This window comes from Agromyces binzhouensis, from assembly GCF_042672355.1.
GTDB lineage: Bacteria > Actinomycetota > Actinomycetes > Actinomycetales > Microbacteriaceae > Agromyces > Agromyces binzhouensis.
Genome location: NZ_JBHXVJ010000007.1, coordinates 192650 through 218484 on the forward strand (window position 1 = coordinate 192650; position 25835 = coordinate 218484).

26 protein-coding genes are annotated in these 25835 nt (G+C 72.3%); 17 read left to right on the top strand and 9 right to left on the bottom strand.

Going from position 1 to position 25835, the window contains the following annotated elements; all coding sequences use genetic code 11:
* The first annotated feature begins 9 nt into the window (after positions 1-9).
* Positions 10-837, top strand: a complete 828-nt coding sequence (locus ACFVHK_RS13730) for a carbon-nitrogen hydrolase family protein (protein ID WP_376929281.1) — start codon at positions 10-12, stop codon at positions 835-837.
* A gap of 13 nt (positions 838-850) precedes the next feature.
* Here the strand turns inward: ACFVHK_RS13730 and ACFVHK_RS13735 are convergent, their stop codons facing one another.
* Positions 851-2050, bottom strand: coding sequence for an aminotransferase class I/II-fold pyridoxal phosphate-dependent enzyme (locus ACFVHK_RS13735; protein WP_376929340.1), 1200 nt, complete (start codon positions 2048-2050; stop codon positions 851-853).
* A gap of 153 nt (positions 2051-2203) precedes the next feature.
* On the opposite strand from ACFVHK_RS13735, the gene ACFVHK_RS13740 reads away from it, so the two are divergent.
* The 6 genes from ACFVHK_RS13740 to ACFVHK_RS13765 all read left to right on the top strand — a co-directional run bounded on the left by ACFVHK_RS13740 (position 2204) and on the right by ACFVHK_RS13765 (position 8736).
* Positions 2204-3841 (top strand): S1C family serine protease, encoded by a 1638-nt coding sequence (locus ACFVHK_RS13740; protein ID WP_376929282.1) that lies wholly within the window; start codon positions 2204-2206, stop codon positions 3839-3841.
* Positions 3842-3978: 137 nt separating this feature from the next.
* A complete protein-coding gene (locus ACFVHK_RS13745; RefSeq protein WP_376929283.1) occupies positions 3979-5034 on the top strand; it encodes a glycosyltransferase family 2 protein in 1056 nt (351 codons plus the stop codon).
* A 2-nt stretch (positions 5035-5036) separates the two neighbouring features.
* Complete coding sequence (locus tag ACFVHK_RS13750; protein WP_376929284.1) at positions 5037-5849, top strand: CDP-alcohol phosphatidyltransferase family protein; 813 nt, start codon at positions 5037-5039, stop codon at positions 5847-5849.
* A gap of 49 nt (positions 5850-5898) precedes the next feature.
* Positions 5899-6744 (top strand): glycosyltransferase family 2 protein, encoded by an 846-nt coding sequence (locus ACFVHK_RS13755; protein WP_376929341.1) that lies wholly within the window; start codon positions 5899-5901, stop codon positions 6742-6744.
* A gap of 42 nt (positions 6745-6786) precedes the next feature.
* Positions 6787-8091, top strand: a complete 1305-nt coding sequence (locus tag ACFVHK_RS13760; RefSeq protein WP_376929285.1) for a CDP-glycerol glycerophosphotransferase family protein — start codon at positions 6787-6789, stop codon at positions 8089-8091.
* A gap of 51 nt (positions 8092-8142) precedes the next feature.
* Positions 8143-8736 (top strand): hypothetical protein, encoded by a 594-nt coding sequence (locus ACFVHK_RS13765; RefSeq protein ID WP_376929286.1) that lies wholly within the window; start codon positions 8143-8145, stop codon positions 8734-8736.
* Positions 8737-8742: 6 nt separating this feature from the next.
* Here the strand turns inward: ACFVHK_RS13765 and ACFVHK_RS13770 are convergent, their stop codons facing one another.
* The 4 genes from ACFVHK_RS13770 to ACFVHK_RS13785 all read right to left on the bottom strand — a co-directional run bounded on the left by ACFVHK_RS13770 (position 8743) and on the right by ACFVHK_RS13785 (position 12321).
* A complete protein-coding gene (locus ACFVHK_RS13770; RefSeq protein ID WP_376929287.1) occupies positions 8743-9864 on the bottom strand; it encodes a hypothetical protein in 1122 nt (373 codons plus the stop codon).
* Positions 9865-9938: 74 nt separating this feature from the next.
* On the bottom strand, positions 9939-10679 hold the full coding sequence (locus ACFVHK_RS13775; RefSeq protein WP_376929288.1) for an ABC transporter ATP-binding protein: 741 nt from the start codon (positions 10677-10679) through the stop codon (positions 9939-9941).
* Positions 10679-11491 (bottom strand): ABC transporter permease, encoded by an 813-nt coding sequence (locus tag ACFVHK_RS13780; RefSeq protein ID WP_376929342.1) that lies wholly within the window; start codon positions 11489-11491, stop codon positions 10679-10681. The genes ACFVHK_RS13775 and ACFVHK_RS13780 overlap by 1 nt, the downstream gene beginning before the upstream one ends.
* A gap of 137 nt (positions 11492-11628) precedes the next feature.
* Complete coding sequence (locus ACFVHK_RS13785) at positions 11629-12321, bottom strand: phosphocholine cytidylyltransferase family protein (protein WP_129235602.1); 693 nt, start codon at positions 12319-12321, stop codon at positions 11629-11631.
* 330 nt (positions 12322-12651) lie between these two features.
* Between ACFVHK_RS13785 and ACFVHK_RS13790 the strand changes: the two genes are divergently transcribed.
* Genes ACFVHK_RS13790 through ACFVHK_RS13800 form a run of 3 tightly spaced genes read left to right on the top strand, consistent with a single transcriptional unit; the run spans position 12652 to position 16544 of the window.
* A complete protein-coding gene (locus tag ACFVHK_RS13790; protein WP_376929289.1) occupies positions 12652-14685 on the top strand; it encodes an ABC transporter ATP-binding protein in 2034 nt (677 codons plus the stop codon).
* Positions 14661-16235 (top strand): hypothetical protein, encoded by a 1575-nt coding sequence (locus ACFVHK_RS13795; RefSeq protein ID WP_376929290.1) that lies wholly within the window; start codon positions 14661-14663, stop codon positions 16233-16235. Before ACFVHK_RS13790 ends, ACFVHK_RS13795 begins: the two co-directional genes overlap by 25 nt.
* Before the next feature lie 21 nt (positions 16236-16256).
* A complete protein-coding gene (locus ACFVHK_RS13800) occupies positions 16257-16544 on the top strand; it encodes a DUF3039 domain-containing protein (RefSeq protein WP_129235326.1) in 288 nt (95 codons plus the stop codon).
* 22 nt (positions 16545-16566) lie between these two features.
* Here the strand turns inward: ACFVHK_RS13800 and ACFVHK_RS13805 are convergent, their stop codons facing one another.
* Together ACFVHK_RS13805 and ACFVHK_RS13810 are read right to left on the bottom strand one after the other, a co-directional pair.
* Entirely contained in the window at positions 16567-17886 is a 1320-nt protein-coding gene (locus ACFVHK_RS13805; RefSeq protein ID WP_376929291.1) for a nicotinate phosphoribosyltransferase, read from the bottom strand.
* A gap of 22 nt (positions 17887-17908) precedes the next feature.
* Positions 17909-18847, bottom strand: a complete 939-nt coding sequence (locus ACFVHK_RS13810) for an EamA family transporter (protein ID WP_376929292.1) — start codon at positions 18845-18847, stop codon at positions 17909-17911.
* 68 nt (positions 18848-18915) lie between these two features.
* On the opposite strand from ACFVHK_RS13810, the gene ACFVHK_RS13815 reads away from it, so the two are divergent.
* From ACFVHK_RS13815 to ACFVHK_RS13845, 7 genes are all read left to right on the top strand, one after another.
* A complete protein-coding gene (locus ACFVHK_RS13815; protein WP_376929293.1) occupies positions 18916-19806 on the top strand; it encodes a LysR family transcriptional regulator in 891 nt (296 codons plus the stop codon).
* Between the two features lie 16 nt (positions 19807-19822).
* Positions 19823-20716, top strand: coding sequence for a glutamate racemase (murI, locus tag ACFVHK_RS13820; RefSeq protein WP_376929294.1), 894 nt, complete (start codon positions 19823-19825; stop codon positions 20714-20716).
* Positions 20713-21489: a ribonuclease PH gene (gene rph, locus ACFVHK_RS13825; protein WP_129234783.1), complete on the top strand. Its 777-nt coding sequence runs from the start codon at positions 20713-20715 to the stop codon at positions 21487-21489. Before murI ends, rph begins: the two co-directional genes overlap by 4 nt.
* Positions 21490-21503: 14 nt before the next feature.
* Complete coding sequence (rdgB, locus tag ACFVHK_RS13830; protein WP_129234784.1) at positions 21504-22124, top strand: RdgB/HAM1 family non-canonical purine NTP pyrophosphatase; 621 nt, start codon at positions 21504-21506, stop codon at positions 22122-22124.
* A 71-nt stretch (positions 22125-22195) separates the two neighbouring features.
* Positions 22196-23125: a cation diffusion facilitator family transporter gene (locus ACFVHK_RS13835; RefSeq protein WP_376929295.1), complete on the top strand. Its 930-nt coding sequence runs from the start codon at positions 22196-22198 to the stop codon at positions 23123-23125.
* Positions 23126-23214: 89 nt separating this feature from the next.
* On the top strand, positions 23215-23580 hold the full coding sequence (locus ACFVHK_RS13840; RefSeq protein ID WP_376929296.1) for a PadR family transcriptional regulator: 366 nt from the start codon (positions 23215-23217) through the stop codon (positions 23578-23580).
* Positions 23580-24482: a hypothetical protein gene (locus ACFVHK_RS13845; RefSeq protein WP_376929297.1), complete on the top strand. Its 903-nt coding sequence runs from the start codon at positions 23580-23582 to the stop codon at positions 24480-24482. Before ACFVHK_RS13840 ends, ACFVHK_RS13845 begins: the two co-directional genes overlap by 1 nt.
* A 13-nt stretch (positions 24483-24495) precedes the next feature.
* Here ACFVHK_RS13845 and ACFVHK_RS13850 read toward each other — a convergent pair whose 3' ends face one another.
* Together ACFVHK_RS13850 and ACFVHK_RS13855 are read right to left on the bottom strand one after the other, a co-directional pair.
* Complete coding sequence (locus ACFVHK_RS13850; RefSeq protein ID WP_376929298.1) at positions 24496-24744, bottom strand: hypothetical protein; 249 nt, start codon at positions 24742-24744, stop codon at positions 24496-24498.
* A gap of 149 nt (positions 24745-24893) precedes the next feature.
* Positions 24894-25706 (bottom strand): DedA family protein, encoded by an 813-nt coding sequence (locus tag ACFVHK_RS13855; RefSeq protein WP_376929299.1) that lies wholly within the window; start codon positions 25704-25706, stop codon positions 24894-24896.
* Between the last annotated feature and the right edge of the window lie 129 nt (positions 25707-25835).

The window sequence follows — 25835 nt, forward strand, 5'->3', positions numbered from 1 at the left end:
GCTGGCTGCATGCAGACGGATGCCGCGCCCCTCGCCGTCGCGGTTGCGCAGTTCGCGCCCGGCGACGACCCCGACGCCAACCTCGCGGAGGTCGAACGCCTCGCAGGCACGGCGGTCGCGCGCGGCGCGCGACTCGTCGTCTTCCCCGAGTACTCGAGCTTCTTCACGCCCGAGCCGGGCCCGGCCTGGGTCGAGGCGGCGCAACCCATCGACGGGCCGTTCACGACCGCGCTGGCGGCGCTCGCCGATCGGCTCGACGTGCACCTCGTCGCCGGCATGATCGAGCGCCCCGCCGGCGAGGAGCGCCGCGTGGCCAACACGGTCGTCGCGATCGCGCCGGGCGAGGGCGTCGTCGCCGCGTACCGCAAGCTGCACCTCTACGACGCGTTCGGCCAGCGCGAGAGCGAGTGGGTCGCCCCCGGCGTGATCGGCGATCCCGAGACGTTCGCGGTCGGCGGCATCCGCTTCGGCCTGCAGACCTGCTACGACGCGCGCTTCCCCGAGGTCTCGCGCCGCATCGTCGACGCGGGCGCCGACGTCATCTGCATGCCGGCCGAGTGGGTGCGCGGGCCGCTCAAGGAGGCGCACTGGCGCACGCTCACGACCGCGCGCGCGATCGAGAACACCGCCTACGTGCTCGCCGCCGACCACGCCCCGCCCGTCGGCGCGGGCAACAGCATGATCGTCGACCCGATGGGCGTCGAGGTCGCCACGATCGGCGAGCAGACGGATGTCGCGCTCGCGTGGCTGTCGGCGGACCGCATCGCCGAGGTGCGGACGCGGAACCCGGCGCTCGCGCTCCGCCGCTTCGCGGTCGTCGAGCGCGAGACGCGCTGAGCCCTCGCGAGGATCAGCCCATCGCCGCGAGCCGCTCCGCCGCGGTCTCCAGCACCTCGCGTCGCTTGCAGAACGCGAACCGCACGAGGCTCCGCACGTCGTCACGGCGCTCCGGGTGCACGAACGCCGTGACGGGCACGCCGACGACCCCGGCGCGGTGGGGGAGCTCGCGGCAGAACGCGTCGCCGTCGCGCGCGCCGAGCGGCGCGGCATCCGCCACCACGAAGTAGCCCGACGCCGGGACCGACGGCGCGAAGCCGGCACTGCGCAGGCCTGCGACGAGCAGGTCGCGGCGTGCGGCGAGCTCGGCCGCGGCATCTGCGAAGAACCGGTCGGGCAGGTCGAGCCCGGTCGCGATCGCGGGCTGGAACGGCGCGCCGTTGACGAACGTCAGGTACTGCTTGACGGCGAGCACGGCCGTCACGAGATGCGCGGGAGCGGTCAGCCAGCCGATCTTCCAGCCGGTCGTGTTGAAGGTCTTGCCGCCCGACGAGATCGAGATCGTGCGGTCCCAACCGCCGGGGCGCGTCGCGATCGGCACGTGCTGCCCGTCGAACACGAGGTGCTCGTACACCTCGTCGGTGACGATGAGGGCGTCGTGCCGGTGCGCGAGCTCGACGACCAGGTCGAGCGTCGCCTCGTCGAGCAGCATGCCGGTCGGGTTGTGCGGCGAGTTGACGAGGATGACGCGCGTGCGGTCGGTCACCGCTGCGCGCAGCTCGTCGTGGTCGGGCCGCCAGTCGGGGAATCGCAGGGGCACGGTGCGGTGGATGCCTCCGGCGCGCGCGATGATCGCCCCGTACGCGTCGTACGACGGCTCGAACGTGACGACCTCGTCGCCGTCGTCGACGAACGCGAGCAGCGTCGCGGCGAGTGCCTCGGTCGCGCCCGCGGTGACGAGCACCTCGCGCGCCGGATCGACGGTCAGTCCGTACCAGCGGTGCTGGTGGCGGGCGATCGCCTCTCGGAGCACGGGCATCCCCGGGCCGGGCGGGTACTGGTTCACGCCGGTCGCGATCGCCTCGCGGGCGGCGTCGAGCACCTCGCGGGGGCCGTCCTCGTCGGGGAAGCCCTGCCCCAGGTTGATGGCGCCCGTCGAGACGGCGAGCGCGCTCATCTCGGCGAAGACGGTCGGCGCGACGCCGCCGTCGGGGGCGAGCAGCCCCGCTCCGGCTGCGGTCCGCTGCCACGGTGCGAGCGGTCGTTCGGGCATGGCATCCACGCTCACACCGTATGCCACGGTGCGGCGGCTACGCTGACTGCGGCGCTCGGGCGGTTCACGGGGGCGACATAGCTTCGACATAGGGACCGCCGACTCGCCGCACAGCTTGGAGCGGGATGCTGGCATCCGCTGGAAGGAGCGAAGATGACCGAGACCAACACCGGCGGGAACGCGCAGATCCCGGAGAACCACCCCGCGCCGACGGCGGAGGGTGCGGACGCCGCGGAGGCCGCCGCCCAGGTCGAGACCCCGCGCGCCCACGCGCCGGCCGCGCCCACGGCGCCCGCTGAAACTCCCACGGCCGCCCCGGCCGCCGCGGTTGCGCCGGCCGCCGAGCCCGCACCGCGCCCGACCGGCACCGTCTACGCGCCCGGCCAGGCCCCGCAGCCGTACATCGCGGGCCAGTACCGCCACGACCCGGCAGCACCGGCCCCGGGCCAGACGCAGCCGACCGCGCCCGTCGCCGGCGCGCCGGCGGCATACGCCGCGCCGGGCACCCCTCGGCCCGACGGCTCGGGAACGGTCCCGCCCGCCTTCGGCGGCGCCCCGACCGTGGCCCAGGAGCCCGCGCCGAAGCAGCGCCGCGTCGGTTTCGGCGTCGCCGCCGCGATCGTCGCCGCCGCCCTCATCGGCGGCGCGTCGGGCGCCGGCATCACGGCGCTCATGACGAACGACGGCGACAGCGCCGTCGAGCAGACCTCGTCGGGCACGCAGCGCATCGTCGTGAACGACGACGGCTCCGTGAACCAGGTCGCTGCCGTCGCCGCGGCCGCGAGCCCCAGCGTCGTCACCATCGAGGTGAGCGGCGGCCAGTCGGGCGGAACGGGCTCGGGCATCATCCTCTCCGAGGACGGGTACGTGCTCACGAACACGCACGTCGTCACGCTCGACGGCGCGACCGGCGACCCGTCGATCCAGGTCAAGGCCGACGACGGCTCGCTCTACTCGGCAGAGCTCATCGGCACCGATCCGCTGAGCGACCTCGCGGTCATCAAGCTGGCGGGTGCCTCGGGCCTCACGCCGATCGAGTTCGCCGACTCGAGCGAGCTCAACGTCGGCGACACCGCGATCGCCATCGGCGCACCGCTCGGCCTCTCCGGCACCGTCACGAACGGCATCGTCAGTGCCCTGAACCGCAGCATCGACGTGGAGTCCTCGGCCGCGCCCGAGACCGCGCCCGACAGCGGCGAGGGCGACCAGGGCGGGTCGGGCGACAGCCCGTTCGACTTCTGGAACTTCGACGGCCAGGAGCGCAACGGCTCGTCGGGCGGCGGCGGCCTCATCTCCATCCCGGTGATCCAGACGGACGCCGCGATCAACCCGGGCAACTCGGGCGGCGCGCTGCTCGACGGCGAGGGGAAGCTCATCGGCGTGAACGTCGCGATCCTCTCCGCCGGCGGCAGCTCGGGCGAGGCCGGCAACATCGGCGTCGGCTTCGCGGTGCCCTCGAACCTCGCCGAGCGCATCGCGGGCGAGATCATCGAGAACGGCTCGGCGACGCACGGCCTGCTCGGCGCGACGGTGACCTCGGCGCAGGCGAGCGGCGAGAGCTCGACGGTCGGCGCGCTCATCTCCGAGGTGAGCGCGGGCGGCGCCGCCGAGGCGGCGGGCCTGCAGTCCGGCGACGTCGTGACGGCGCTGAACGGCATCCCGATCACCGACCAGACCGACCTGACCGCGCAGGTGCGCGCCCTCGCGGGCGGTGCCCAGGCCGAGCTGACCTACACGCGCGACGGCGAGTCGAACACCGTGACCGTGACCCTCGGCACGTTCGAAGGCTGATCCCGGGCGATCGCTCAGACGGGGGCCGGACCGCTGGTCCGGCCCCCGTTCCTCGTGCGCGCAACCCCCGCGTCGGCACCGCGGTCGCGGGGGTCCCTGCTGCTAGGCTCGATCGACCCAGTGCACGAGTGAGGACCATGCCCGACCAGCCCCATCCGGCGGACCTGTCGCCGCCGATCGGCGTCTCGTATGTCATGCCCGTGTTGAACGATGCGTCGCACGTGCGCGCCGCGGTCGAGTCGATCCTCGCGCAGGAGTACGACGGCCCGGTCGAGGTGCTGATCGCACTCGGTCCCTCGATCGACGGCACGAACGAACTGGTCGCCGACCTCGCGTCGCGCGATGCGCGCGTCCACGTGCTCGAGAACGACGTGGGGTCCACGCCCGCGGGCCTCAACATCGGCATCCGCGCGGCCGTGCACCCCGTCATCGTCCGGGTCGACTCCCACTCGATGCTGCCGGTGGACTACACGCGCCTCGCCGTCGAGACGCTCGTGCGCACCGGTGCCGACAACGTGGGCGGCATCATGGACGCTCGCGGCGAGACGCCGTTCGAGCGCGCGGTGGCGCTCGCCTACACGACCCCCGTCGGCCTCGGCGGCTCGGCGTTCCACGTCGGCGGCCACGAGGGGCCGGTCGAGACGGTCTACCTCGGGGTGTTCCGCAGGAGCGCGCTCGAGCGCGTCGGCCTCTTCGACGAGACGATCAAGCGCGGCCAGGACTGGGAGCTGAACCGCCGACTGCGCCAGACGGGCGGGACGGTCTGGTTCACGCCCGAGCTCGCGGTGACCTATCGCCCGCGCTCGAGCCTGGAGCGACTGGCACGCCAGATGTTCTCCACCGGGCTGTGGCGGGGGGAGCTCGCCCGCCGGTTCCCCGCGGCGAACGGCCTCCGGTACTTCGTCCCGCCCGCCATGGTCGTCGGCGTGCTGCTCGGCCTCATCCTCGGCGTCGTCGGCATCCTGCAGGCGATGACGGGCCAGGCGCCGTGGCTGCTCGTGGGCTTCGTCGTCCCGCTCGTCTACGTGCTCTTCGTGGTCGTGGCGACGATCGCGTACGCGCGCCGCCGCGGCGCCGCCACGGCCGCGTGGTTCCTCGCCGTCCTGCCCTGCATCCACGTCGCGTGGGGTGCGGGCTTCGTGCTCGGGTACCTCTCGCTCACGACCAACATCGCCACGCACACGGGAAGGTGAGCATGTCGGAGCCCATGCCGGACCGGGGGATCCCGTCGAGCCTCGCCGAGCAGCGCGCGGTGACCCAGCCTCCCGAGGTCCGCGGCCGCCGGAACGCGGAGCACTGGACGGCCTCGCTGTACCTGCGCGACCTCTCGCCCTACCTGACGTGGCTGCTGCTGCACACGCGGATCTCGGCGAACGGCGTCACGGGGCTCATGATCCTGGTCGGCTGGTCGACCGCCGCGGCGCTGCTGATCCCCGGCATCTGGGGCGCGCTGCTCGCGGTGGTGCTCGGCCAGTTGCAGATGCTCGTCGACTGCTGCGACGGCGAGGTCGCGCGCTGGCGCCGCACGTCGAGCCCGGCCGGCGTGTTCCTCGACAAGGTCGGCCACTACTCGACCGAGGCGCTGATCCCGATCGCCCTCGGCATCCGCGCCGCCGCCTACCCGCTGGAGTTCCCCGCCGACTTCCTGTGGACGACGATCGCGGCCCTGCTGGCGCTCGTCATCGTGCTGAACAAGGCGCTCAACGACATGGTGCACGTCGCCCGGGCCAACGCGGGCCTGCCGAAGCTGGCCGACACGCACGGCGAGACCGCGCCGCGCGGGGGCCTCGTCGCGACGCTGCGCAAGGCGGCGCGCTTCGTGCCGTTCCACCGCCTCTACCACTCAGTCGAACTGACGCTCATCGCGTTCGCCGCGGCGGTCGTGGGCCTCTTCGTCGGCCAACCGCTGGTGGATCGTGTCGTGGTCGCCGCGCTGCTGCCCCTCGCGGTGCTCGCGCTCTTCGGCCACTTCATCGCGATCATGGCCTCTCGCCGTGTCCGTGCCTGATCCGACGTCGACGACCGGGCGGCCCCGCGTCGGGGTCGTGGTCCTGACGATGGGCCGACGTCCCGTCGAGCTCGCGCGCGGCATCCGGAGCATCCTCGACCAGGTGGACGTCGACGTCGACATCGCCTGCGTCGGCAACGGCTGGGACCCGGCGACCGCCGACCCGCCGCTCCCGCCGGAGGTGCGCACGCTGCACCTGCCGGAGAACCTCGGCATCCCGGCCGGTCGAAACCGGGGCGTCCCCGAGGTGGCGGGCGACGTGCTGTTCTTCCTCGACGACGACGCCTACCTGCCGAGTCCGTCGTTCCTGGCCGACGGATGCCGCATGCTCGCCTCTCAGCCCGACGTCGGGCTCGTCCAGCCTCGCGTGGTCGACCCGACCGGGCTCGCCTCGCCTCGGCGCTGGATCCCGCGCATCCGCAAGGGCGATCCGGCGCACTCGGGCCCGGTGTTCTCCTGCTGGGAGGGCGCGGTGCTCATGCCGAGGCACGTGTTCGATGCCTCCGGCGGCTGGGCCGACCCGTTCTTCTACGCGCACGAGGGCATCGAACTGGCCTGGCGGGTCTGGGATGCCGGCTACCGCGCCTGGTACGCGGGCGAGCTCGAGGCGGCGCATCCGGTGATCGACCCGGCGCGCCACGAGTACTACTACCGACTGAACGCCCGGAACCGGGTCTGGCTCGCGCGCCGCAACCTGCCGGCGCTCCTCGTCCCGTGCTACGTCGGGTCCTGGACGGCGATCCAGGTGCTGCGGTGGTTCCGGCAGCCCGTGGCGCTCCGCGCGTGGTTCGCGGGGTGGCGCGCCGGCTGGCGCGAGGACGCGGGGGAGCGACGCCCGATGCGGTGGCGCACCGTGTGGCGGATGACCCTCGCCGGGCGGCCCCCCGTCGTCTGACGCACGTCATGAGCGACGCGCGACGGCGGCTACCCTTGGACGGTGGAACTGAGGAGAGACGCGCGCCGCGCCGTGAAGCTCGTGCAGAACGTCATCCGCTCGCGACGTGCGCAGCGGCAGCTGGTCGACAAGCTCGCCGAGCAGGGCACGCTCGAGCCGCACCGGTTCCGGGTGGGCGTCTACTTCGCCGACGGCAAGGTCAACCTCTACCAGCTGCGCCAGTGGTACCGGCCGCTCGCGCGGCTCGCCGAGCGGCACCCGGTGCTGGTGCTCAGTCGCGCGTCGGGCGCGGCGCTCGCGCTCCTCGACGAGTCACCGGTGCCCGTGGCGTACGTCCGCCGGGTGGCGGATCTCGAGCACGTGATCCACGAGCAGGACCTGCACGTCATCTTCTACGTCAACCAGAACGCCAAGAACTTCCAGATGATGCGCTACGGTCGCCGCTGGCACGTGTTCATCAACCACGGCGAGTCCGACAAGATGTACATGACCACCAACCAGTTCAAGGCGTACGACTACGCGTTCATCGCCGGCGATGCGGCGAGGGCGCGACTGGAGAAGGTGCTCTGGGACTACGACTTCGACAAGCGCGCCATCCCCATCGGGCGCCCGCAGGCCGACCACTACCTCGACGGCAGTGTGCTGCCGTACCCGGACGACGGCCGTGAGGTGGTGCTCTACGCACCGACGTGGGAGGGGGATCGCGGTGCGGCCGCGTACGGCTCGATCGCCTCGCACGGCGTCGACCTCGTCCGCGCGTTCATCGCGAGCGGCCGGCACCGCGTGATCTACCGCCCGCATCCGCGCTCGGGCGTCGTCGACCACGAGTACGGCACCGCGAACCAGGAGATCAAGCGCCTGCTCGACCAGGCGAACGCGGCGGACCCGTCCGCGCATCACGTCGTCGACGAGGGCAAGGACCTCGGCTGGCAGCTCGCCGCCGCCGACGTCGCGATCGTCGACATCTCGGCGATGGTCTACGACCGCCTCGCAGCCGGCAAGCCGCTGCTGGTGACGCGTCCGGCGAACCCCGATGCGCATGTCGACACGGGCGGCTACCTCTCCGCGTGCGAGTGGCTCGACCGGGCCGACGGCGCGACGATGCTCGAGCGGGTCGACGACGTCGCGCACGACGCGCAGGCGCTCGAGCGGCTCGGCTACTGGGTCGAGCGCTACTTCGGCGACACGACGCCGGGCGTCACGACCCGTCGCTTCCACGACGCGGTCGACCACCTCATGGTGGAGTGGGAGCGGTTCGCGGCGCTGCACGCGACCGATCCCGAGGTCGACGACCACGATGCGGAGGGCGAGGCGGCCGAGCAGTCCGACGAGATCGAAGTCGACTGAGACCGCGCGCGACCCGATGCGATCCGCCTGCCCGGAACGTATGCTCGGGCCATGGCGCAGCTGATCACCGAGGACGATCTCGACGAGCTGGAGCTCCGCGTCGCGGATGGTCGCGGGCACGTCGCGCGGGCCGACCTGCTCGAGCGGTGGGCGACGGACGACGCGGCGTTCGAGCTGGCTGCGGGCGTGCGGCGTGCGCACCTCCTCCTCGTCGCGGCGGAGCACTTCGAGATGGCCGGCGAGCTGGACCGGGCGCTGGCCGTGGCGAGGCGCGCCGCCGAGGCATCCGACGCCGAGCCCCATGAGGCGACCGGCCGGCTCGTCGCGATCCTGCTCGCGCTCGGCGAGCGCGATGCGGCGCTGCACACGGCCGACGCGCTGCGCGGGTCGGGGAGCGGGCAGTGGTGGCGCCACCTCCACGTCGCCGAGTCGTTCGAGTTCGCCGACGAGCTCGAGCTCGCGGAACGGTGGTTCGTGATCACCCTGCGCCTCATCGAGCGCGATCCCGAGCACGACGTCGCCGATCGACTGATCGCGCTGAGCGGGCGGTTCCGGGTGCGGCGGGACGCGGGCAAGCCGGAGGACGTGCTCGACGCCGAGTCCAGCCAACTGCGCGAGCTGCTCGGGTACGAGCCGATCGCGTAGGCGGCCTCAGGCGGTCCCGGCCGGGTCGGCGCGCCGTTCCGCGCCGGGCTCGTCGGGTCCACCGGGTCCACCGGGTTCACCGCGGCCGATGGGCCCGTTCGTCGCGTCATCGCCGCCCGGGGCGACGTCCTCGTCCGAGGCATCCGCGCGATCGCCCTTCGACCCTCCGGCGGTCAGTCGTCCGAACGGCCGGCTCGCGACGCGCCCTGCGGTCGTCACCGCTCGAGCGAGACGCCGTCCGGCCGAGGTGATCGCCGTCTCGTCGCCGCGCGGCTCAAGTTCGACGGGGAGCGCGTACGGCGCGGGACCGAAGGCCAGGCGGGACTGCTGCAGGACCCGGCGCCCGAGCATGTGGTTGCCGATGCCGCCGATCGCGGCGCCGATCCCGAACGGGATGGCCCGCCCGATGATGCCGGCGCCGCCCCGGACGGCGAACTGCTTGACGAACACGTGCCGCAGCCGGTCGACGACCGAGCCCATGACGGCGCGGGGGAGCGTGCTCGTGATGATCTCGCCGAAGTAGGCGTTCTGCGGCACGCCCTTCCCGGTCGCCTGCGCGGCGAAGTGCCGGACGAGGTCGGCGCCCTCGCGACCCATCATGAGCGTCATCACGAGTGCGCGTGCGCGATCGGGGTTCTCGACGTGCAGGCCGTGCACCTCGGCGACCGACTGCGCGAAGAGCGCGGTCGCCTCGAGGAAGCCCGCGGTCTCGACACCCGAGAGTGCGAGCGTGATGCCGGTCGAGATGCCGGGGACGACGGCGGTCGCGCCGACGGCGGCGCCGCCGGTCGTGACGGCGGTCAGGTACCGGCGCTCGAGCACGCGGACGAGCTCCTCTGGGCTCGCCGTGGGGTGGTTCCGGCGGATGGCGCGGAGGTGCGCGAGCACGATCGGTCGCTGGATGGACAGCAGCCGGTCGAACCCCCGCTCGAGGCCGACGGCCCGGTCGGCGGGATCGGTCTGCGCGCCGGCGGGGCCGTGCTCGGGGCGGCCTGATGCGTTCGGGTCGGCGGATGCGTTCCTGCCGCCCGGCGCGTCGGCGTCGCCCGACACGTCGGGCCCGGCCGGCGGAGCCTCCTCGGGCGCACCGCGGCCCAGTGTCGTGATCCGGTGCACGCGTTCGGACATGGCGACGATCCTAGGCGGCGCGGATGGGAACGTCGCGGGAACCCGCCCTTCGGGGCAGGGGGCTTGACGATGCGTCAGCGCGTGCCGTAGTCGGCGTTGTAGCGGTCGAGCACCTCGTCGATCCCCGCGTCGAGGACGAGCGCGCCCTTGTCGAGGTAGAGGCCGCGCGTGCAGAACCGGCGCAGGTCGCGCTCGTTGTGGGAGACGAAGAAGAGCGTGCGCCCGCCCTCGAGGAGTTCCTCGATGCGGCGATAGCACTTCTCGCGGAACGCCTTGTCGCCGACCGCCAGCACCTCGTCGACGAGCAGGATCGGCTCCTCGAGCTGCGAGATCACCGCGAACGCGATGCGCACCTTCATGCCGCTCGAGAGGTGCTTGTACGGCGTGTCGAGGAAGTCGCCGATCTCGGCGAACTCGATGATCTCGTCGAACTTGTCGTCGATCTGCGCACGTGTCATGCCGTGCAGGCCTGCCGTGAGGTACACGTTGTCGCGGACGGTGAGGTCGTCGACGAACCCGCCGGTGATCTCGATGAGCGGCGCGACGCCGCCTTCGACGATCACCGCTCCCTCGTCGGGCAGCATGACCCCGGCGACGAGCTTCAGCAGGGTCGACTTCCCCTGCCCGTTGCGCCCGACCACGCCGATCGCCTCGCCCGGGCGCACGTCGATCGACACGTTGCGGAGGGCCCAGAACTCGTCGGGCCGGATCCGGCGCCGCCGTCGGGAGAGGAGGTCCTTGAACGACTTGCGACCGCGGCGATTGCGCCGGAATCGCACGCCGAGGTCGTTCGCGCGGATGGCTGCCTCTGGCATCAGATCTCCTTCAGCACCTGGCGCTCGGAGCTCCGGAACACCCAGAGGCCGAGGCCGAGGAACGCGAGCGACATGGCGGCGGCGACGCCGACGGCGAACCAGTCGAGCTCGCCCGGGAAGATCGCGGAACGGTACAGGCCGAAGATCCCGGTGAGCGGATTGAAGGCGGCCCAGAACTGCAGCGACTCGGGCAGGTTGGTCGTTCCGTAGACGATGGGCGAGGCGTAGAAGAGGAAGCGCAGGATGAGCTTGGTCGCGCGCTCGAGGTCGCGGAAGAAGACCACGAGCGGCGCGACGATGAGCCCGAGGCCGGCGGTCAGGATCGCCTGCAGGATGATGGCGAGCGGGAACAGGACCACCTCCCAGCCGATGCGGATGTCCTCGCCGAACCAGGCGGCGAGCAGCACGAACAGGAGCAGCACCGGGATCGAGAGCAGGAACTCGATGCCCTTCGAGAGCACGATCCGGTTGACCCAGATGGTCCGTGGCAGCTTCGTGGATCGGACGAGCTTGGCGTCCTTCAGGAACGCTCGGGTCGAGTCGGAGACCGCGCCGTTGAACCACATCCAGGGCAGCAGCCCGGCGAGCAGGAAGACGATGTACGGTTCGGTGCCGACCGGCCGCTGGAAGACCTGCGTGAAGACGAACCAGTAGATGCCCGCCATGACGAGCGGGTCGAGCACCGACCAGAGGTAGCCGAGCGCCGACGTCGAGTACCGGACCTTGAGGTCGCGCGTGGTGAGCAGCCACAGCGAATGCCGGTAGCCGTCCCATGGCGTCCGCGTGAACGGATGCGAGTCGGCGTAGCTCATCACGGTCTCATCGTAGATGCCCGGAGGCGACCCTCCGAACCGGGTGCAGGGCCGCGTCGCGGCGGGCATCGACCGCAGATGCGAGAAGCGGATGCCGCGACCGGCATCCGCTTCTCACGCTGTGGGTGGTGCGCAGGTCACACGAAGTGGTTCGCGCGCTCCAGGTCCTCCGCGAAGTCGATCTCGACCGCGTACAGGTCGGAGACGTCCATGGGCTCGACCAGCAGGCCGTTCTTCTCGATCGCGAGCTCGAGGCCGCGCTCGAAGTAGTCCTGGTCGCCGACGCGCTGGAGGTGCGCGAGGAACGTGGCCTTGTCGCGGCCGGAGATGTAGTTGATGCCGACCGCCTCGCCGAGACCGCCCTTGACGGTCTTGGAGAGCTCCTTGATGTAGCCCTCGGCCGTCGTCGTGTACTTCACCTCTTCGTCGGACACCTTCGCGGTGTTGACGGTCACGAACGACTGGTCGCGGGCGATGAAGGCGAGCGCGCGGTCGAGGATCGCCGGATCGAAGACCACGTCGCCGTTCATCCAGAGCACGCCGCCCTGCTGCGACGCCTGGAGCGCGCGCATGAGCGACTTCGAGGTGTTCGTCTGGTCGTACTCCTCGTTGTAGACGAAGGACGCCTGCGGGAACGCCTCGATGATGTGCTCGAGCTTGTAGCCGACGACGATCGTCACGACGGCGTTGCGGCCGAACGCGTGCTCGATGTTGTCGAACTGCTGGCGCATGATCGTGCGTCCGTCGCTGAGCTCGGTGAGCGGTTTGGGGAGGGAACGCCCGAGCCGGCTCCCCATGCCGGCTGCGAGGATCACGATCTGCGTGGTCATGACATCTCCTTCGTCGATCGGATGCCGGAGCACTCGATTCTGTTCGAGTTCACCGGGGATTCATCCGCAAGTTCACTTCTGGACACGCCGTTATGCCGAGTCACAGGATACCGGACGGCCGGAGTCCCTGCTGGGGGTTGCGCTCGAGCCGTAGTGCGATTGTGATGCGACGAGGGGAACACGCCCCGTTCGGACGGTTCCGCCCGCTCCGACGTGAATTCGCTGTGAGAGGTCCACGGCTGCGGGCGAGGGGGTTGGTAGGTTGTCGTGGTGACTTCCGTTTCGCGATCAGATCCTGACGACGAGACTCCCGAAGGCACGGGCACGGGGGTGTCTGATCGTCGGGGGGAATCCGTCGCGTCCGAACAGGGGCGTGACGGATCCGCCAGCGCGGGCGGGAAGTCCGCGGGCCGGACCACCGCGGCCAAGTCCGCCGCCGCGCGCTCGAGCGCCGCGAAGGTCGCGGCATCCAAGTCGGCGGCCACCAAGTCGTCGACGAAGTCCACCGCGGCCAAGTCCGCTGCGACGCGCTCGACCGCCGCCAAGCGGGCGTCCGCCGCCCGCGCCACGACCGCCGCCGACGATGCGACGGACACGACGGCGGCCGAACCGGTCAAGCCCGCTGCCAAGCGCTCGTCGGGCGCGCGGAAGCCGGCCGCATCCTCAGGCGCCGCCAAGCGCCCCGCATCCGCGGCCGCTGCGAAGCGCGCGTCGGCCAAGGCATCCGCCGACGCGCGTGCGTCCGATTCCGGAGACGGCGGGGCCGAGGCCTCCGGCTCCGCTCCGAAGCGGGCGGCCGCCGCACGTGGCGAGTCGGCCACCACGTCCGCAGCGCGAGGCAAGTCCGCCAAGTCGGCGCGCGCCGCGTCGGCGGCAGCCGCACGGTCTCGCGCGGCCGAGGCACGCAAGGCCGCGGCATCGGCTCGTGAGCGGGTGGCCGCCTCGGTCACGACGGAGACGACCGAGGCCGAGCCCAGGCAGCGACGCTCGACCCCGGAACCCGCCGCCCCGACGGACGTCGCCGCTGAGCCGATCGCCGACGAGGCCCCTGCGGAGTCCCCCGCGGAGTCGGCGCCCGTCGAGGCGCCGGCCGAGCGCGACGACGTCGTCGCCACGACCGCAGACGAGTCGGCGGACGTCGTGCGTGCGGCCGAGGTGACCCGGACCTGGCATCCGGGCGGACCCGACGAGACTCCGGCGGCGACCGACGAACCCGGCGACGCGGACTCCTCCGTCGAGGTGGTTACCGACGACGCCGGTGACCTCGAGGCGGACCCGGCGGTCGACGCCGACGCCGACGCCGCCGTCGTCGGCACGGACCTGACCGGCGACGCCATCCTGCTGGTCGGTGACGACTCCACCACCGCGGCCGAAGGGCCTGCCGAGGCCGCCGAGCCCGCCACGGACGCAGAGCTCGCCGAGCCCACGGACGCAGAGCTCGCCGAACTCGCCGACGCGCCCGAGCCGGCGCCCGGCGGCGACGACCACGAGGGCGAGCGCGGGGTCGCGGTCATCCCGCTCGGGGGTGTCGCCGCCATCACGACCCCGGCCGCCCGGAAGCAGCGGACGATCCGCGTGGCTCGCGAGGCACCCGCGTCCGACGTGCCGGTCGTCCTCTCGATCGAGGGACTCGTCAAGCGGTTCGGCGACACCACGGCGGTCGACGCGATCAGCCTCGGCATCCGCGCCGGCTCGTTCTACGGCATCGTCGGACCGAATGGCGCGGGCAAGACCACGACGCTCTCCATGATCACCGGGCTCCTCCGACCCGACGGCGGGTCGGTGCACGTCAACGGCATCGACGTCTGGAAGGAGCCGCGGGCGGCCAAGCGCATCACGGGCGTCCTGCCCGACCGGCTGCGCCTGTTCGACCGGCTCACGGGCGCCGAGATGCTCTACTACGCCGGATCCCTGCGCGGACTCGACCATCGCACCGTGCTCGATCGCAGCGCCGACCTCGCCGACGCGTTCGGCCTCGAGGACGCCCTCGACCGGCTCGTCGCCGACTACTCGGCAGGCATGACGAAGAAGATCGCCCTCGCCTGCGCCATGATCCACTCGCCGCGCATGCTCGTGCTCGACGAGCCGTTCGAGTCGGTCGACCCCGTCTCGGCGGCGAACCTCACCGACATCCTCGAGCGCTACGTCGCCGGCGGCGGCACCGTCCTGCTCTCGAGCCACAGCATGGACCTCATCGAACGCGTCTGCGACTCGGCGGCGATCATCGTGGGCGGGCGGGTCCTGGCATCCGGCACGCTCGACGAGGTTCGCCGCGGCGACACGCTCGAGGACCGGTTCGTCGAGCTCGCGGGCGGACGCAAGGCAGCGGAGGGCATGGAATGGTTGCACAGCTTCTCCGACTGAAGCTGCGGCTGCTCGGGAACATCTTCAAGCGGAGTGCATGGCAGGTCGTCGGCCTCTCCGTCGCGATCGTCTACGGGCTCGGCATCTCCGCGCTGCTCCTCCTGATCCTCGTGGGCCTCCGCTCGGTCGACGACGTCGCGCTGGTGCGCGACGTGCTCGTGGTCTGCGGTGCGGCGACCGTGGTCGGATTCCTCGTGGTGCCGCTCGTGTTCGGCGTCGACGACACCATGGACCCTCGGCGCTTCGCGCTGTTCGGCATCCCCGACCGGACGATCGCGCTCGGGCTCGCCCTGTCGGCCATGATCGGCGTGCCCGCGGTCGCGCTCGCGATCGTGCTCACGGGCACCGTCGTGACCTGGTCGCGCGGGTTCGGCTCGACGGTGTTCGCGGTCCTCGGCGCGCTGCTCGCGTTCGCGACGTGCCTCCTCGCGGCCAGGCTCACGGCCGGCATCGCCGGGCTCCTCCTCGAGACCCGGCGGGCGCGAGACGTCGGCACCGTGCTCGGCGTGCTGTTCGTGGTCATGATCGCGCCCCTTGCCGTGGCACTGACCACGGTCGACTGGGCGGCATCGGGTCGGCTCGCGATCGGCGCGATCGCGGGTCCGCTGTCGTGGACCCCCCTCGGCGCCGCGTTCGCCGTGCCGGGCGAGGCCGCATCGGGCGCGTGGGGAGTCGCGCTCGTGAAGCTCCTGATCGCCGGAGCGAGCGTGTGGCTCGGCTGGCTCGCCTGGAAGGCGCTCGTCGCGAAGATGCTCGTGACGCCGGGCCGGGAGGCGAGCGTGCGCAGCTACCACGGCCTCGGCTGGTTCGGCCGCACGACGAGCGGCCCGACCGGGGCGATCGCGGCGCGCAGCACCACGTACTGGTTCCGCGACTCGCGCTACTGGGTGTCGCTGCTGATGGTGCCCATCGCGCCGGTCCTGGTCATGCTTCCGCTCGGCATCGCCGGCGTGCCGTCCATGTACCTGGGGCTCATCCCCGTGCCGCTCGTGTGTCTCCTGCTCGGCTGGAGCCTCCACAACGACACCGCCTACGACAACACCGCGATCTGGCTGCACGTCGCCTCGGGCGTGCGCGGCGCGGCCGACCGCTTCGGTCGCCTCGTGCCCGTCCTCGTCGCGGGCATCCTCGTGATCGGACTCGGCAGCGCCGTCACCGTGTTCGTGCTCGACGACTGGCGCCTCCTGCCGTCGCTGCTCGGCGTGAGCACCGCGCTGCTGCTCGCCGGGCTCGGCGTCGGGTCGATCACGTCGGCGGCGATGCCCTACCCCGTGGTCAAGCCCGGGGACAGCCCGTTCCAGCAGCCGCAGTCGACCGGCGGCATCACCGCGCTGGTGCAGTCGCTCGCGATGTTCGCCGCGCTGCTCATCGCCGCGCCCGCGATCTGGTTCGCCGCACTCGGCATCTTCGACGATCCGTCGTGGCACATGGTCTCCCTCGCGGCGGGCGCCGGGCTCGGCGTGCTCGTGCTCGTCATCGGCGTGTTCGGCGGCGGGCGCGTCTTCGAGCGTCGGGCTCCCGAGATCGTCGCGGCGGCCGTCCGGGCCTGACGGCGGCGTAGACTTCTCGGCATGATCCGACCCGCGCAGGCGAGCATCGCCGACCCCGACGCGCCCGGCGGCGGCACCTCGGTCCTCGACCGCGAACTCGAGAAGCTGCTCGAAGAGGAGCACATCGAGCCCGGCGACCACGAGCGGTTCTCGCACTACGTCAAGAAGGAGCAGATCCTCGAGTCGGCGATGACCGGCAAGCCGGTCCGCGCGCTGTGCGGCAAGAAGTGGACGCCCGGCCGCGACCCGGAGAAGTTCCCGGTCTGCCCGGCGTGCAAGGAGATCTACGAGCGGATGAAGAAGGGCTGACGCCCCCGCTGCGACGGACCGCTCAACGGTACGTCGTCGGGATCACCGGCTCGCCGCGGCCGAGGCGGAACGCCTCGATCGGCAGTTCCTGCATGACCTCGGCGCGGTGCGCGCGAGCGGCCTCGACGCCCGCGTGACCCGTGTACGAGGCATCTGCTCGGCCCTCGTGCATGAGCCGCACCATGAGCGGCCGCAGCTGGTCGTCGGCCGCGAACTCGTCCTCGCCGTCGGGGCCGTCGCCGACGAAGACGAGTTCCTCGCGTGCGGTGCGCGTGGAGTCGATGCGGCGGGCCGCGTTCTTGCGGCCGCCGATGCTGGTCTTCTTCGTGGACGCCTTGGCGACGTTGACCCACTCGCCGTCGCCGCCGCGCCGTGCGACGAGCTTGTACACCATGCCGGCGGCGGGGAAGCCCGAGCCGGTCACGACGGACGTGCCCACGCCGTAGGCGTCGACCGGCGCACCGGAGAGCGCCGCGAGCGTGAACTCGTCGAGGTCGCTCGTCACCGTGATCCGCGTGTTCACCGCGCCGAGTCCGTCGAGCTGTTCGCGCACGGCGGCGACGACGGTCGGGAGGTCGCCCGAGTCGATGCGGACCGCGCCGAGTCCGGTGCCGGCGACGCGGACCGCGGTCTCGACGCCGGTGGGGATGTCGTACGTGTCGATGAGGAGCGTGGTCCCGGGGCCCATGGCGTTCACCTGCGCGCGGAAGGCGTCCTCCTCGCTGTCGTGCAGCAGCGTGAACGCGTGCGCGGCGGTGCCCATGGTCGGGATGCCCCACGTGCGACCGGCCTCGAGGTTGCTCGTTGCGTCGAACCCGGCGATGTAGGCCGCGCGTGCGGCGGCGACGGCGGAGCCCTCGTTCGTGCGGCGCGAGCCCATCTCGGCGATCGGCCGGCCGAGCGCGACCGACACCATGCGTGCGGCGGCGCTCGCGACCGACGAGTCGTAGTTCAGCACCGAGAGCACGAGGGTCTCGAGCATGACCGCCTCGGCGAACGGCGCCTGGATCGTCACGAGCGGCGAGCCCGGGAAGTAGGCCTCGCCCTCGCGGTAGCCCCAGACGTCGCCATGGAAGCGGTAGTCGGCGAGCCAGTCGATCGTCTCGTCGCGCACGACGCGCTGCTCGCGGAGGAACTCCAGTTCGGCGTCCTCGAATCGGAAGCGCTCGATCAGGTCGAGCATGCGCCCGGTGCCCGCGACGATGCCGTACCGTCGCCCGTCGGGCAGGCGCCGGGCGAAGGCCTCGAACAGGCTCTCGCGGTGGGCGGTGCCGTCGAGGAGCGCGGCATCCACCATGGTGAGCTCGTAGCGGTCGGTGAACAGCGCAGCAGACCCGGTCACCCGGCCAGCCTAGTGCGCGGGGTCAGGATGTCGCGGCGGCGGCGCTCGGCGGGGCGGCGGCGCTCGGCGGGGCGGCGGGCCGACGGGCGCGCGTCCTCGTGCGAGCGGGGGTGCGGGCGCGGAATCCGACCGCGAGCACGTTCGCAGCGGTGACGAGGGCGAGGCCAGCGAGCTGCCACGGCGCGATCGCCTGGCCGAGGATCACGAGTCCGGCGAGGGCGGCGGAGGCCGGGTGCACGCTCTGCAGGACGGCGAACCGCTGCCGCGGCATCCGTCGCAGCACCACGAGGTCGATCGAGTAGGGGAGTGCGGACGAGAGCAGCCCCGCGATCGTGCCGACGCCGAGGACCAGCGCGATCGCGCCGGGTTCGAGGCCGAGGAGCACCACGACGAGGAGCGGCGCGGTGAGGATCGCCGCGACGGCGGTCGCGATCGCCGTCGCCTGCACGCCCGGCAGCGACCGCCCGGCGCGCTGGCTGAGCAGGATGTACGCGGCCCACGCGGCGCCCGCCGTGAGCGCGAACACGACGCCGAGCAGGTCGATCCCCGGCACGGTGCCGGTGAGGAGGACGACCCCCGCGGCCGCGAGGATCGCGGCGACGAGGTCGAGCCGGCGGCGCGAGCCGAGGAGGGCGAGGGCGAGCGGCCCGAGGAACTCGATCGTGACCGCCGGACCGAGGCCGATGCGCTCGATCGCGGCGTAGAGCGTGAGGTTCATGACGACGAGCACGCCGCCGAGGAGCATCGCGGGTCGCACCGCCGGCCAGGTGAGGTCGCGTCGGCGCGGGCGGGCGATGGCGAGCAGTGCCACGGCGGCGACGAGCTGGCGGAGCGCGACGGCGCCCGCAGGGCCGACGAGGGGGAAGATCGTCGCGCCGATCGCTGCGCCGACCTGCACGGACGTCGCGCCGCCGACGACCGCGACCCCGCCGCCGATCCCGTCTCCGCTCATTCGCGCCATGCGATTCACGCTACGTCGGTATTGACGCGCCGAGAAATGCAATGCACGCACATTGATACGCTGAACGCATGGAAATGGAGCTGCGGCACCTTCGCGTCCTCGTCGCCGTCGACGACGAGCGATCGTTCACGGCCGCGGCCGACCGGCTCGGGATGTCGCAGGCCGCCGTCTCCCGGTCGCTCGCCGCACTCGAGCGCACGGTCGGGGCGACGCTGATGCACCGGACGACCCGGCGCGTGGAACCGACCGAACCCGGCACCGCGCTCGCCGGCACCGCGCGCCGCGTCCTCGCCGAGCTCGATCGGGCGGTCGCGTCCCTGCGCGGCGAGCGCGCCGTGATCCGGATCGGGTACGCCTGGGCGGCGCTCGGCGCGCACACCACGTCGGTGCTCCGCGCCTGGAACCGCGCGCATCCCGAGGACCCGATCCGACTCGTGCGCATCAACTCGCGCGACGCGGGGCTCCTCGACGGGCACGTCGACCTCGCCGTCGTGCGGCACCCGGTGCTGCCGCCCGACCTGCGATCCGAGGTCGTGGGCCGCGAGCAGCGGGTCGCCGCGCTGCCCGTCGACCATCCGCTCGCCGACCGCGACACCGTCTCCCTCGCCGACCTGACGCCGTGGGAGGTCGCGGTCGACCTGCGGGCCGGCACGACGACGGCCGAGCTCTGGGAGTCGCGGGGGATCGCGTCGCCGCGCCTCACGTCGAGCGGCGACGTGGAGGAGTGGCTCGACCTCATCGCCGCAGGCGACGCGATCGGCGTCACCTCCGAGGCGACCGCGCACCACCTCCCGCGGCCGGGGGTGGTGTTCGTGCCGATCGACGACGCTCCGCCGATGGAGGTGCGCATCGCCTGGCACCGGAACCACCGGCATCCGTCGACCGGGCGCATCGCGCGCGCCGTGCGCGCGGCGTACACGTCGGCGGCCGCCGACGAGGCCGGCGCCGCGCACGGCTGATCTAGGCTGGTGGCTCGTGAGTGATGCACCGATCGGGATCTTCGACTCCGGCGTGGGCGGCCTCACCGTCGCCCGCGCGGTGCGCGACCAGCTCCCGAACGAGTCGATCCTCTACGTGGGCGACCTCGAGCACTCGCCCTACGGGCCGAAGCCGATCGCCGACGTGCGCCGCTATGCGCTCGCCGTGCTCGACGACCTCGTCGCGCAGGGCGTGAAGATGCTCGTGATCGCGTGCAACACCGCGTCGTCGGCGATGCTGCGCGATGCGCGCGAGCGCTACGACGTGCCGGTCGTCGAGGTCATCCAGCCGGCGGTGCGGCGCGCGGTCGCAACGACCCGCACCGGCCGCGTCGGCGTGATCGGCACCGCCGGCACCGTGCAGTCGCGCGCGTACGACGACGCCTTCGCCGCCGCGCCGCACCTCGACCTCTCGTCGGCGGCCTGCCCGCGCTTCGTGGAGTTCGTCGAGTCCGGCGTCACCACGGGCCCCGAGGTGCTCGCCGTCGCCGAGGAGTACCTCGCGCCGCTCCGGGACGGCGGCGTCGACACGCTCGTGCTCGGCTGCACGCACTACCCCTTCCTCACGGGCGCGATCTCGTACGTCATGGGGGAGGGCGTGAGCCTCGTCTCGAGCGACGTCGAGACGGCGAACGACGTCTACCGCGTGCTCGTCTCCCAGGGCCTCGAGCGACGCTCGCCCGAACCGCCCGTGCACCGCTTCGAGGCGACGGGCGGATCGAGCGCGGCGTTCCTCGACCTCGCGCACCGCCTCATCGGCCCGGAGATCTCGCAGGTCGAGCTCGTGCAGACGGGCGTGCTCACGCTCCCCGTCGCATCGCCGGCCGCGCCCACCACCTCATCCGGAACCGCCGCGCCCGCGGCATCCGTCACCGACAGGAGAACCCAGTGACCGAGACCCCCGACCTCGTGCGTGCCGACGGCCGCACCCCCGACGCGCTGCGCGACGTCGTCATCGAGCGCGGATGGAGCGCGCACGCGGAGGGCAGCGCGCTCATCTCGTTCGGGAACACGAAGGTGCTCTGCACCGCGAGCTTCACCAACGGCGTGCCGCGCTGGATGACCGGCAAGGGCAAGGGCTGGGTGACCGCCGAGTACGCGATGCTGCCGCGCTCCACGAACACGCGCAACGACCGCGAGTCGGTCAAGGGCCGCATCGGCGGCCGCACGCACGAGATCAGCCGGCTCATCGGCCGGAGCCTCCGCGCCGTGGTCGACATGAAGTCGCTCGGCGAGAACACCATCCAGATCGACTGCGACGTACTGCAGGCCGACGGCGGCACGCGAACCGCGGCCATCACGGGCGCGTACGTCGCGCTCGCCGACGCGATCGAGTGGGCGCGCGGCAAGCGGTTCATCGCGCAGAAGGCGACGCCGCTCATCGACACCGTCTCGGCGGTGTCGGTCGGCATCATCGACGGCACCCCGATGCTCGACCTCGCCTACGTCGAGGACGTCCGCGCCGAGACCGACATGAACGTGGTCGCGACGGGCCGGGGCCTCTTCGTCGAGGTGCAGGGAACCGCCGAGGGCGCGCCGTTCGACCGTCGCGAGCTCGACCAGCTGCTCGACCTCGCGCTCGCCGGCACGACCGAGCTCACCGCGATCCAGCGGGCGGCGCTCGAGGCGCCGCTCGCGGGCGCGGACGCGAGCGCCGCGGGCTGATCGGGGGCCGACGGATGCCGCAGTCGCTCGAGGTCGTCCTCGCCACGCACAACGCCCACAAGGTCGCCGAGTTCCAGCAGATCCTCGGGGCCGAGTTCCCGGGCATCACGGTGCTGCCGTACGACGGGCCCGAGCCTGTCGAGGACGGCACGTCGTTCGACGAGAACGCGTTCATCAAGGCGCGTGCCGCGGCATCCCACACGGGTCGCATCGCGCTCGCCGACGATTCCGGGATCGCGGTCGACGTGATGGGCGGCTCACCGGGCATCTTCTCGGCGCGCTGGGCGGGGCCCGGGCGCGGCGCCGAGGCGAACCTCGAGCTGCTGCTCGCGCAGCTCGGCGACATCCGCGACCCGCATCGCACCGCGCACTTCCACTGCACGATCGCCCTGGTGGTGCCGGATGCCTCGGGCGGCGAGCCGCACGAGTTCGCCGCGGTCGGCGCGTGGCCCGGGCGCATCGCGACCGAGCGTGCCGGCGTCAACGGCTTCGGCTACGACCCGATCTTCCTGCCCGACGGCTTCGACGTCTCGGCCGCGGAGCTCGCGCCCGACGTGAAGAACGCCCACAGCCACCGGGCGCGCGCGTTCCGGGCGCTGCTGCCCGAGCTGGAACGCGTGGCACGGTTCGGCTGAACCCGGGCCGCGAGAACGGGACTCATTCCCATCACCGGCGAGCGGCGGCATCCGTGCCTACGCTGGAGGGGATGGGACACTCGCACGACCACGCCGCCGACGCGCACGCCGCCGGCCGCCGACGCCTCGCGATCGCGATCGCGATCATCGCGTCGTTCGTCGTCGTGCAGGTCGTCGGCGGCGTCCTGACGGGCTCGCTCGCGCTGCTCGCGGACGCCGGCCACATGACGAGCGACCTGCTCGGCCTCGTGGTCGCGCTCGGCGCCGCGATCGTCGCCGCCAGGCCAGCGAACGACCGGCAGACCTACGGCTTCCGCCGGTTCGAGGTGTTCGGCGCCCTCTTCAACGGCGTGCTGCTCGTCGTCGTCGCGGTCGCGGTGACCGCGAGTGCGATCGGCCGGCTCGCCTCCGGCGCGTCGGGCGAGGCCCATGAGGTCGCCGGCGGTCCCATGCTCGTCATCGCGATCGTCGGCCTGCTGGCCAACGTCGCCGCGCTGCTCGTGCTCCGCGGCGGGGTGTCGCAGTCGATCAACCTGCGTGGCGCGTACCTCGAGGTGCTCGGCGACACGATCGGCTCGGTGCTCGTCATCGCGGCGGCGATCGTGATCCTCGTCACGGGCTGGGACGCGGCCGACCCGATCGCGTCGCTCCTCATCGCGGGGCTCATCGTGCCGCGCGCGGTCGTGCTGCTGCGCGACGTGATGCGCGTGCTCAGCCAGTCGGTGCCCGCCGAGACGGATGTCGCGGAGATCCGCGATCACATCCTCGACACCGACGGCGTGGTCGCCGTGCACGACGTGCACGTGTGGGCGATCACGACCGGTGCGCACGTGTTCAGCGCCCATGTCGAGGTCGAGCCCGCCGTGTTCGCGGAGGGGCGGGTCGGTGCACTGCTCGATGAACTGGGCGGATGCCTCGACGAGCACTTCGACGTCGAGCACTCGACCTTCCAGCTCGAGCCGTCGGGCCGCGGGCGCCGCGAGTCGGCGACGCACGCCTGAGCCCGTGGGCGCAGCCTTGACGTCTGCGCGCACCAGATGTATCGTGACGCGATATACCGCAGTTCGATACATTCGACGATCGAGGGACGATGAGCGCCGAGACCCAGCCGAAGGACCTGCTTCCGCTCAGCGAGCCGGTCTTCCACATCCTGCTCTCGCTCGCCGACGAGGAGCGGCACGGGTACGGCATCATGCGCGAGGTGCGCGATCGGACCGAGGGATCGATCGTGCTCGCACCCGGGACGCTCTACGGAGCGATCAAGCGGCTCCGTGCGCTGGGGCTGATCGAGGAGGCGGCCGCGCGGGTCGACCCCGAGCTCGACGACGAGCGGCGCAAGTACTACCGGATCACCGGTCTCGGTGAACGCGTCGCCGCGGCCGAGGCCGCCCGCGTCGCGGCCCTCGCCCGGCAGGCGGTGCTCAAGCGATTGCTCACGGGGTGGGGTGAGGTCTGATGTCCACGCCCGGCATCGAGGGGCGTCTCTTCGGCGCCGCGATGCTGATGCTGCCCGGTGAGTTCCGCTCCGAGTACGGCGAGGAGATCCGGGTGCTGGCCCGCGACACCGTCCGCGAGGCGCAGTCGCAGGGCGCCCGCTCCGCGCGATCGGCGCGGGTGCGGATCGTCGTCGACCTGGTGCTGGCGGCGATGCGCGAACACGCACGGAAGGAGTCCGTCATGCACGTCAACCTCGCCGGCCTCGGAGCCGGCATCGCGACCGCGATCGGCCTGCCCATGATCGTGGCGAGCTATTCGAGCTACGGATTCTGGGGGCTCGTCCGCCAGACCGGCGCAGTGGTCGGATTCGATTCGGCCGACGTCGCCGTCCATCCGACGATCGTGCTCGTCGGGGCCGTGCTGACCGCGATCGGCCTCCTCGCGCTCGTGCATCGCCTCTCCGCCGCCGCGGCGGCGACCCTGTCGACGCTCCGCGTCGTGGCAGTGGTCGGCAGCGCGATGGTCGGCCTCGGGGGCGTCTCGATGCTCAGCTACGCGCTGCCGACGGCCTCGCCGTGGCGTGGCGCGTTCGACCTCGTCGGCAGCATCCTGCTCGGTGCGGGGTTCCTCGCGATCCTCGGCGTCCTCATCGTCGCCGGCGTCATCTCGGTCCGCACGCGTGCCCTCGGTGCCCTCAGCTTCACGCCCCTCGCGGTCGTGGGCAGCCTCGGGCTGCTGCTGGGCGTCGCGCTCCTCGGATTCGCGAGCGGCGTACCGATGGAGGTGTTCCTCCGCGGACCCGCGATGGCGATCGCGGTGTGGCTCGTGCCCGTGACGTCGGTCCTCCTCGGCGCCGGGCTCGCGCTCACGCCTGCCCCGTCCGGAGCTCGGGCGCGAGGGCGCGAACCCCACCCTGCGTGACCCGGCCGCCGGTTCAGGCTCGGCGCCGCGAGCGGCGCCCCGCCATGGCCGCGCAGAGCGCGCCGATCGCCAGGAACACGGTGCCGAGCAGCGCCCCGGTCACGCTCGGCCCGTCGTGGTCGATGAACATGAACGCCGGCTCGGCGGCGCCGGTCCCGCGCTGCACCCAGTAGCCGATCGACTGCACCCACGACAGGGTGCCGACCGCGAGAGCGGCGACCGCGCCGGCGATCCACCATGTGCGTCCGTTGCGTTCGTCCATCCCGACCACCTCCACTGCGGGCTGATGCCGCGTCTCGGGTCTTGTCGCAGTGTATGACGCCCAGCGTTATATCGCAATGCGATACATACCGAGGATCGTGCGCGCGTGAGGGCGAGACCGTGGGCGCGACGGGGTGGTTCGCCGGCGGATCAGTCGTGCGGCGGGCGATCCTCGCCGTGCGCGTCGCCGTGGTGCGGGTGGTCGCCGTCGAGGTGCGGCGGGCGGTCGAACACGTCGGGGTCGAGCACGAGCTCCTCGGCCTCCTCCTCGTCGGTCACCACGTCCTCTCCGGCGGCCTCGGCCTTCTTCGCCTTGCGGCGCTCGCTGAAGTAGTGCCACGCGGTGACGAGCGCGGTGCCGCCGACGGCCACGAGCAGGATCAGGTCGATGTACTCGCGCACGAGGAAGGCGATCGGGGGGATGAAGCTGACGGCGTAGCCGAACATCGTCAGTCCGAAGCCCCAGAGCACCGCGCCGATGAAGTTGTAGAGCGTGTAGCGCGCGCGGTTCATGTGGCCGACGCCCGCGGCGACCGGCGCGAAGGTGCGCACGATCGGCACGAAGCGCGCGAGGATGATCGTCAGCCCGCCGAAGCGCTCGAAGAACGCGTTCGTGCGCTCGACGTTCTTGACGCTGAAGAGCCCGCTCTCCTTGCGTTCGAACACCCTGGGGCCGCCGCGATGGCCGATCTCGTAGCCGACCTCGCCGCCGACGAACGCCGAGACGCCGATGAGCAGCGCCACGATCCAGACCGTGACGCCGAACACGCCGGCCGGCGGCACGAGCTCGGAGTTCGAGAGCAGGCCCGAGATGACGAGCAGCGTGTCGCCCGGCAGCAGGAACCCGACGAGCAGGCCGGTCTCGGCGAAGACGATGAAGCAGACCACGAGCAGTGCCCACGGCCCTGCGCCCTGGATGATCGTCTCCGGGTCGAGCCACGGGATGAGCGCGGTGTGGATCACGGCGTGGTGCTCCTGTCGTCGGACTCGGCCGCGGCCGGTCCCGGTCGGCTGGGGTGTTCGAGCAGTCTAGCGAGCGGATGCCTCGCGGCGATCGGGGCAGCCCCCGAATCCGCCGTGAGCAGGACGCGC

Coding starts and splice junctions, on each gene's coding strand:
- ACFVHK_RS13730 (WP_376929281.1), top strand. CDS start 10: ATGCAGACGGATGCCGCGCCCCTCGCCGTCGCGGTTGCGCAGTTCGCG.
- ACFVHK_RS13735 (WP_376929340.1), bottom strand. CDS start 2,050: ATGCCCGAACGACCGCTCGCACCGTGGCAGCGGACCGCAGCCGGAGCG.
- ACFVHK_RS13740 (WP_376929282.1), top strand. CDS start 2,204: ATGACCGAGACCAACACCGGCGGGAACGCGCAGATCCCGGAGAACCAC.
- ACFVHK_RS13745 (WP_376929283.1), top strand. CDS start 3,979: ATGCCCGACCAGCCCCATCCGGCGGACCTGTCGCCGCCGATCGGCGTC.
- ACFVHK_RS13750 (WP_376929284.1), top strand. CDS start 5,037: ATGTCGGAGCCCATGCCGGACCGGGGGATCCCGTCGAGCCTCGCCGAG.
- ACFVHK_RS13755 (WP_376929341.1), top strand. CDS start 5,899: ATGGGCCGACGTCCCGTCGAGCTCGCGCGCGGCATCCGGAGCATCCTC.
- ACFVHK_RS13765 (WP_376929286.1), top strand. CDS start 8,143: ATGGCGCAGCTGATCACCGAGGACGATCTCGACGAGCTGGAGCTCCGC.
- ACFVHK_RS13770 (WP_376929287.1), bottom strand. CDS start 9,864: ATGTCCGAACGCGTGCACCGGATCACGACACTGGGCCGCGGTGCGCCC.
- ACFVHK_RS13775 (WP_376929288.1), bottom strand. CDS start 10,679: ATGCCAGAGGCAGCCATCCGCGCGAACGACCTCGGCGTGCGATTCCGG.
- ACFVHK_RS13780 (WP_376929342.1), bottom strand. CDS start 11,491: ATGAGCTACGCCGACTCGCATCCGTTCACGCGGACGCCATGGGACGGC.
- ACFVHK_RS13785 (WP_129235602.1), bottom strand. CDS start 12,321: ATGACCACGCAGATCGTGATCCTCGCAGCCGGCATGGGGAGCCGGCTC.
- ACFVHK_RS13795 (WP_376929290.1), top strand. CDS start 14,661: ATGGTTGCACAGCTTCTCCGACTGAAGCTGCGGCTGCTCGGGAACATC.
- ACFVHK_RS13800 (WP_129235326.1), top strand. CDS start 16,257: ATGATCCGACCCGCGCAGGCGAGCATCGCCGACCCCGACGCGCCCGGC.
- ACFVHK_RS13810 (WP_376929292.1), bottom strand. CDS start 18,847: ATGGCGCGAATGAGCGGAGACGGGATCGGCGGCGGGGTCGCGGTCGTC.
- ACFVHK_RS13815 (WP_376929293.1), top strand. CDS start 18,916: ATGGAAATGGAGCTGCGGCACCTTCGCGTCCTCGTCGCCGTCGACGAC.
- rdgB (WP_129234784.1), top strand. CDS start 21,504: ATGCCGCAGTCGCTCGAGGTCGTCCTCGCCACGCACAACGCCCACAAG.
- ACFVHK_RS13835 (WP_376929295.1), top strand. CDS start 22,196: ATGGGACACTCGCACGACCACGCCGCCGACGCGCACGCCGCCGGCCGC.
- ACFVHK_RS13840 (WP_376929296.1), top strand. CDS start 23,215: ATGAGCGCCGAGACCCAGCCGAAGGACCTGCTTCCGCTCAGCGAGCCG.
- ACFVHK_RS13845 (WP_376929297.1), top strand. CDS start 23,580: ATGTCCACGCCCGGCATCGAGGGGCGTCTCTTCGGCGCCGCGATGCTG.
- ACFVHK_RS13850 (WP_376929298.1), bottom strand. CDS start 24,744: ATGGACGAACGCAACGGACGCACATGGTGGATCGCCGGCGCGGTCGCC.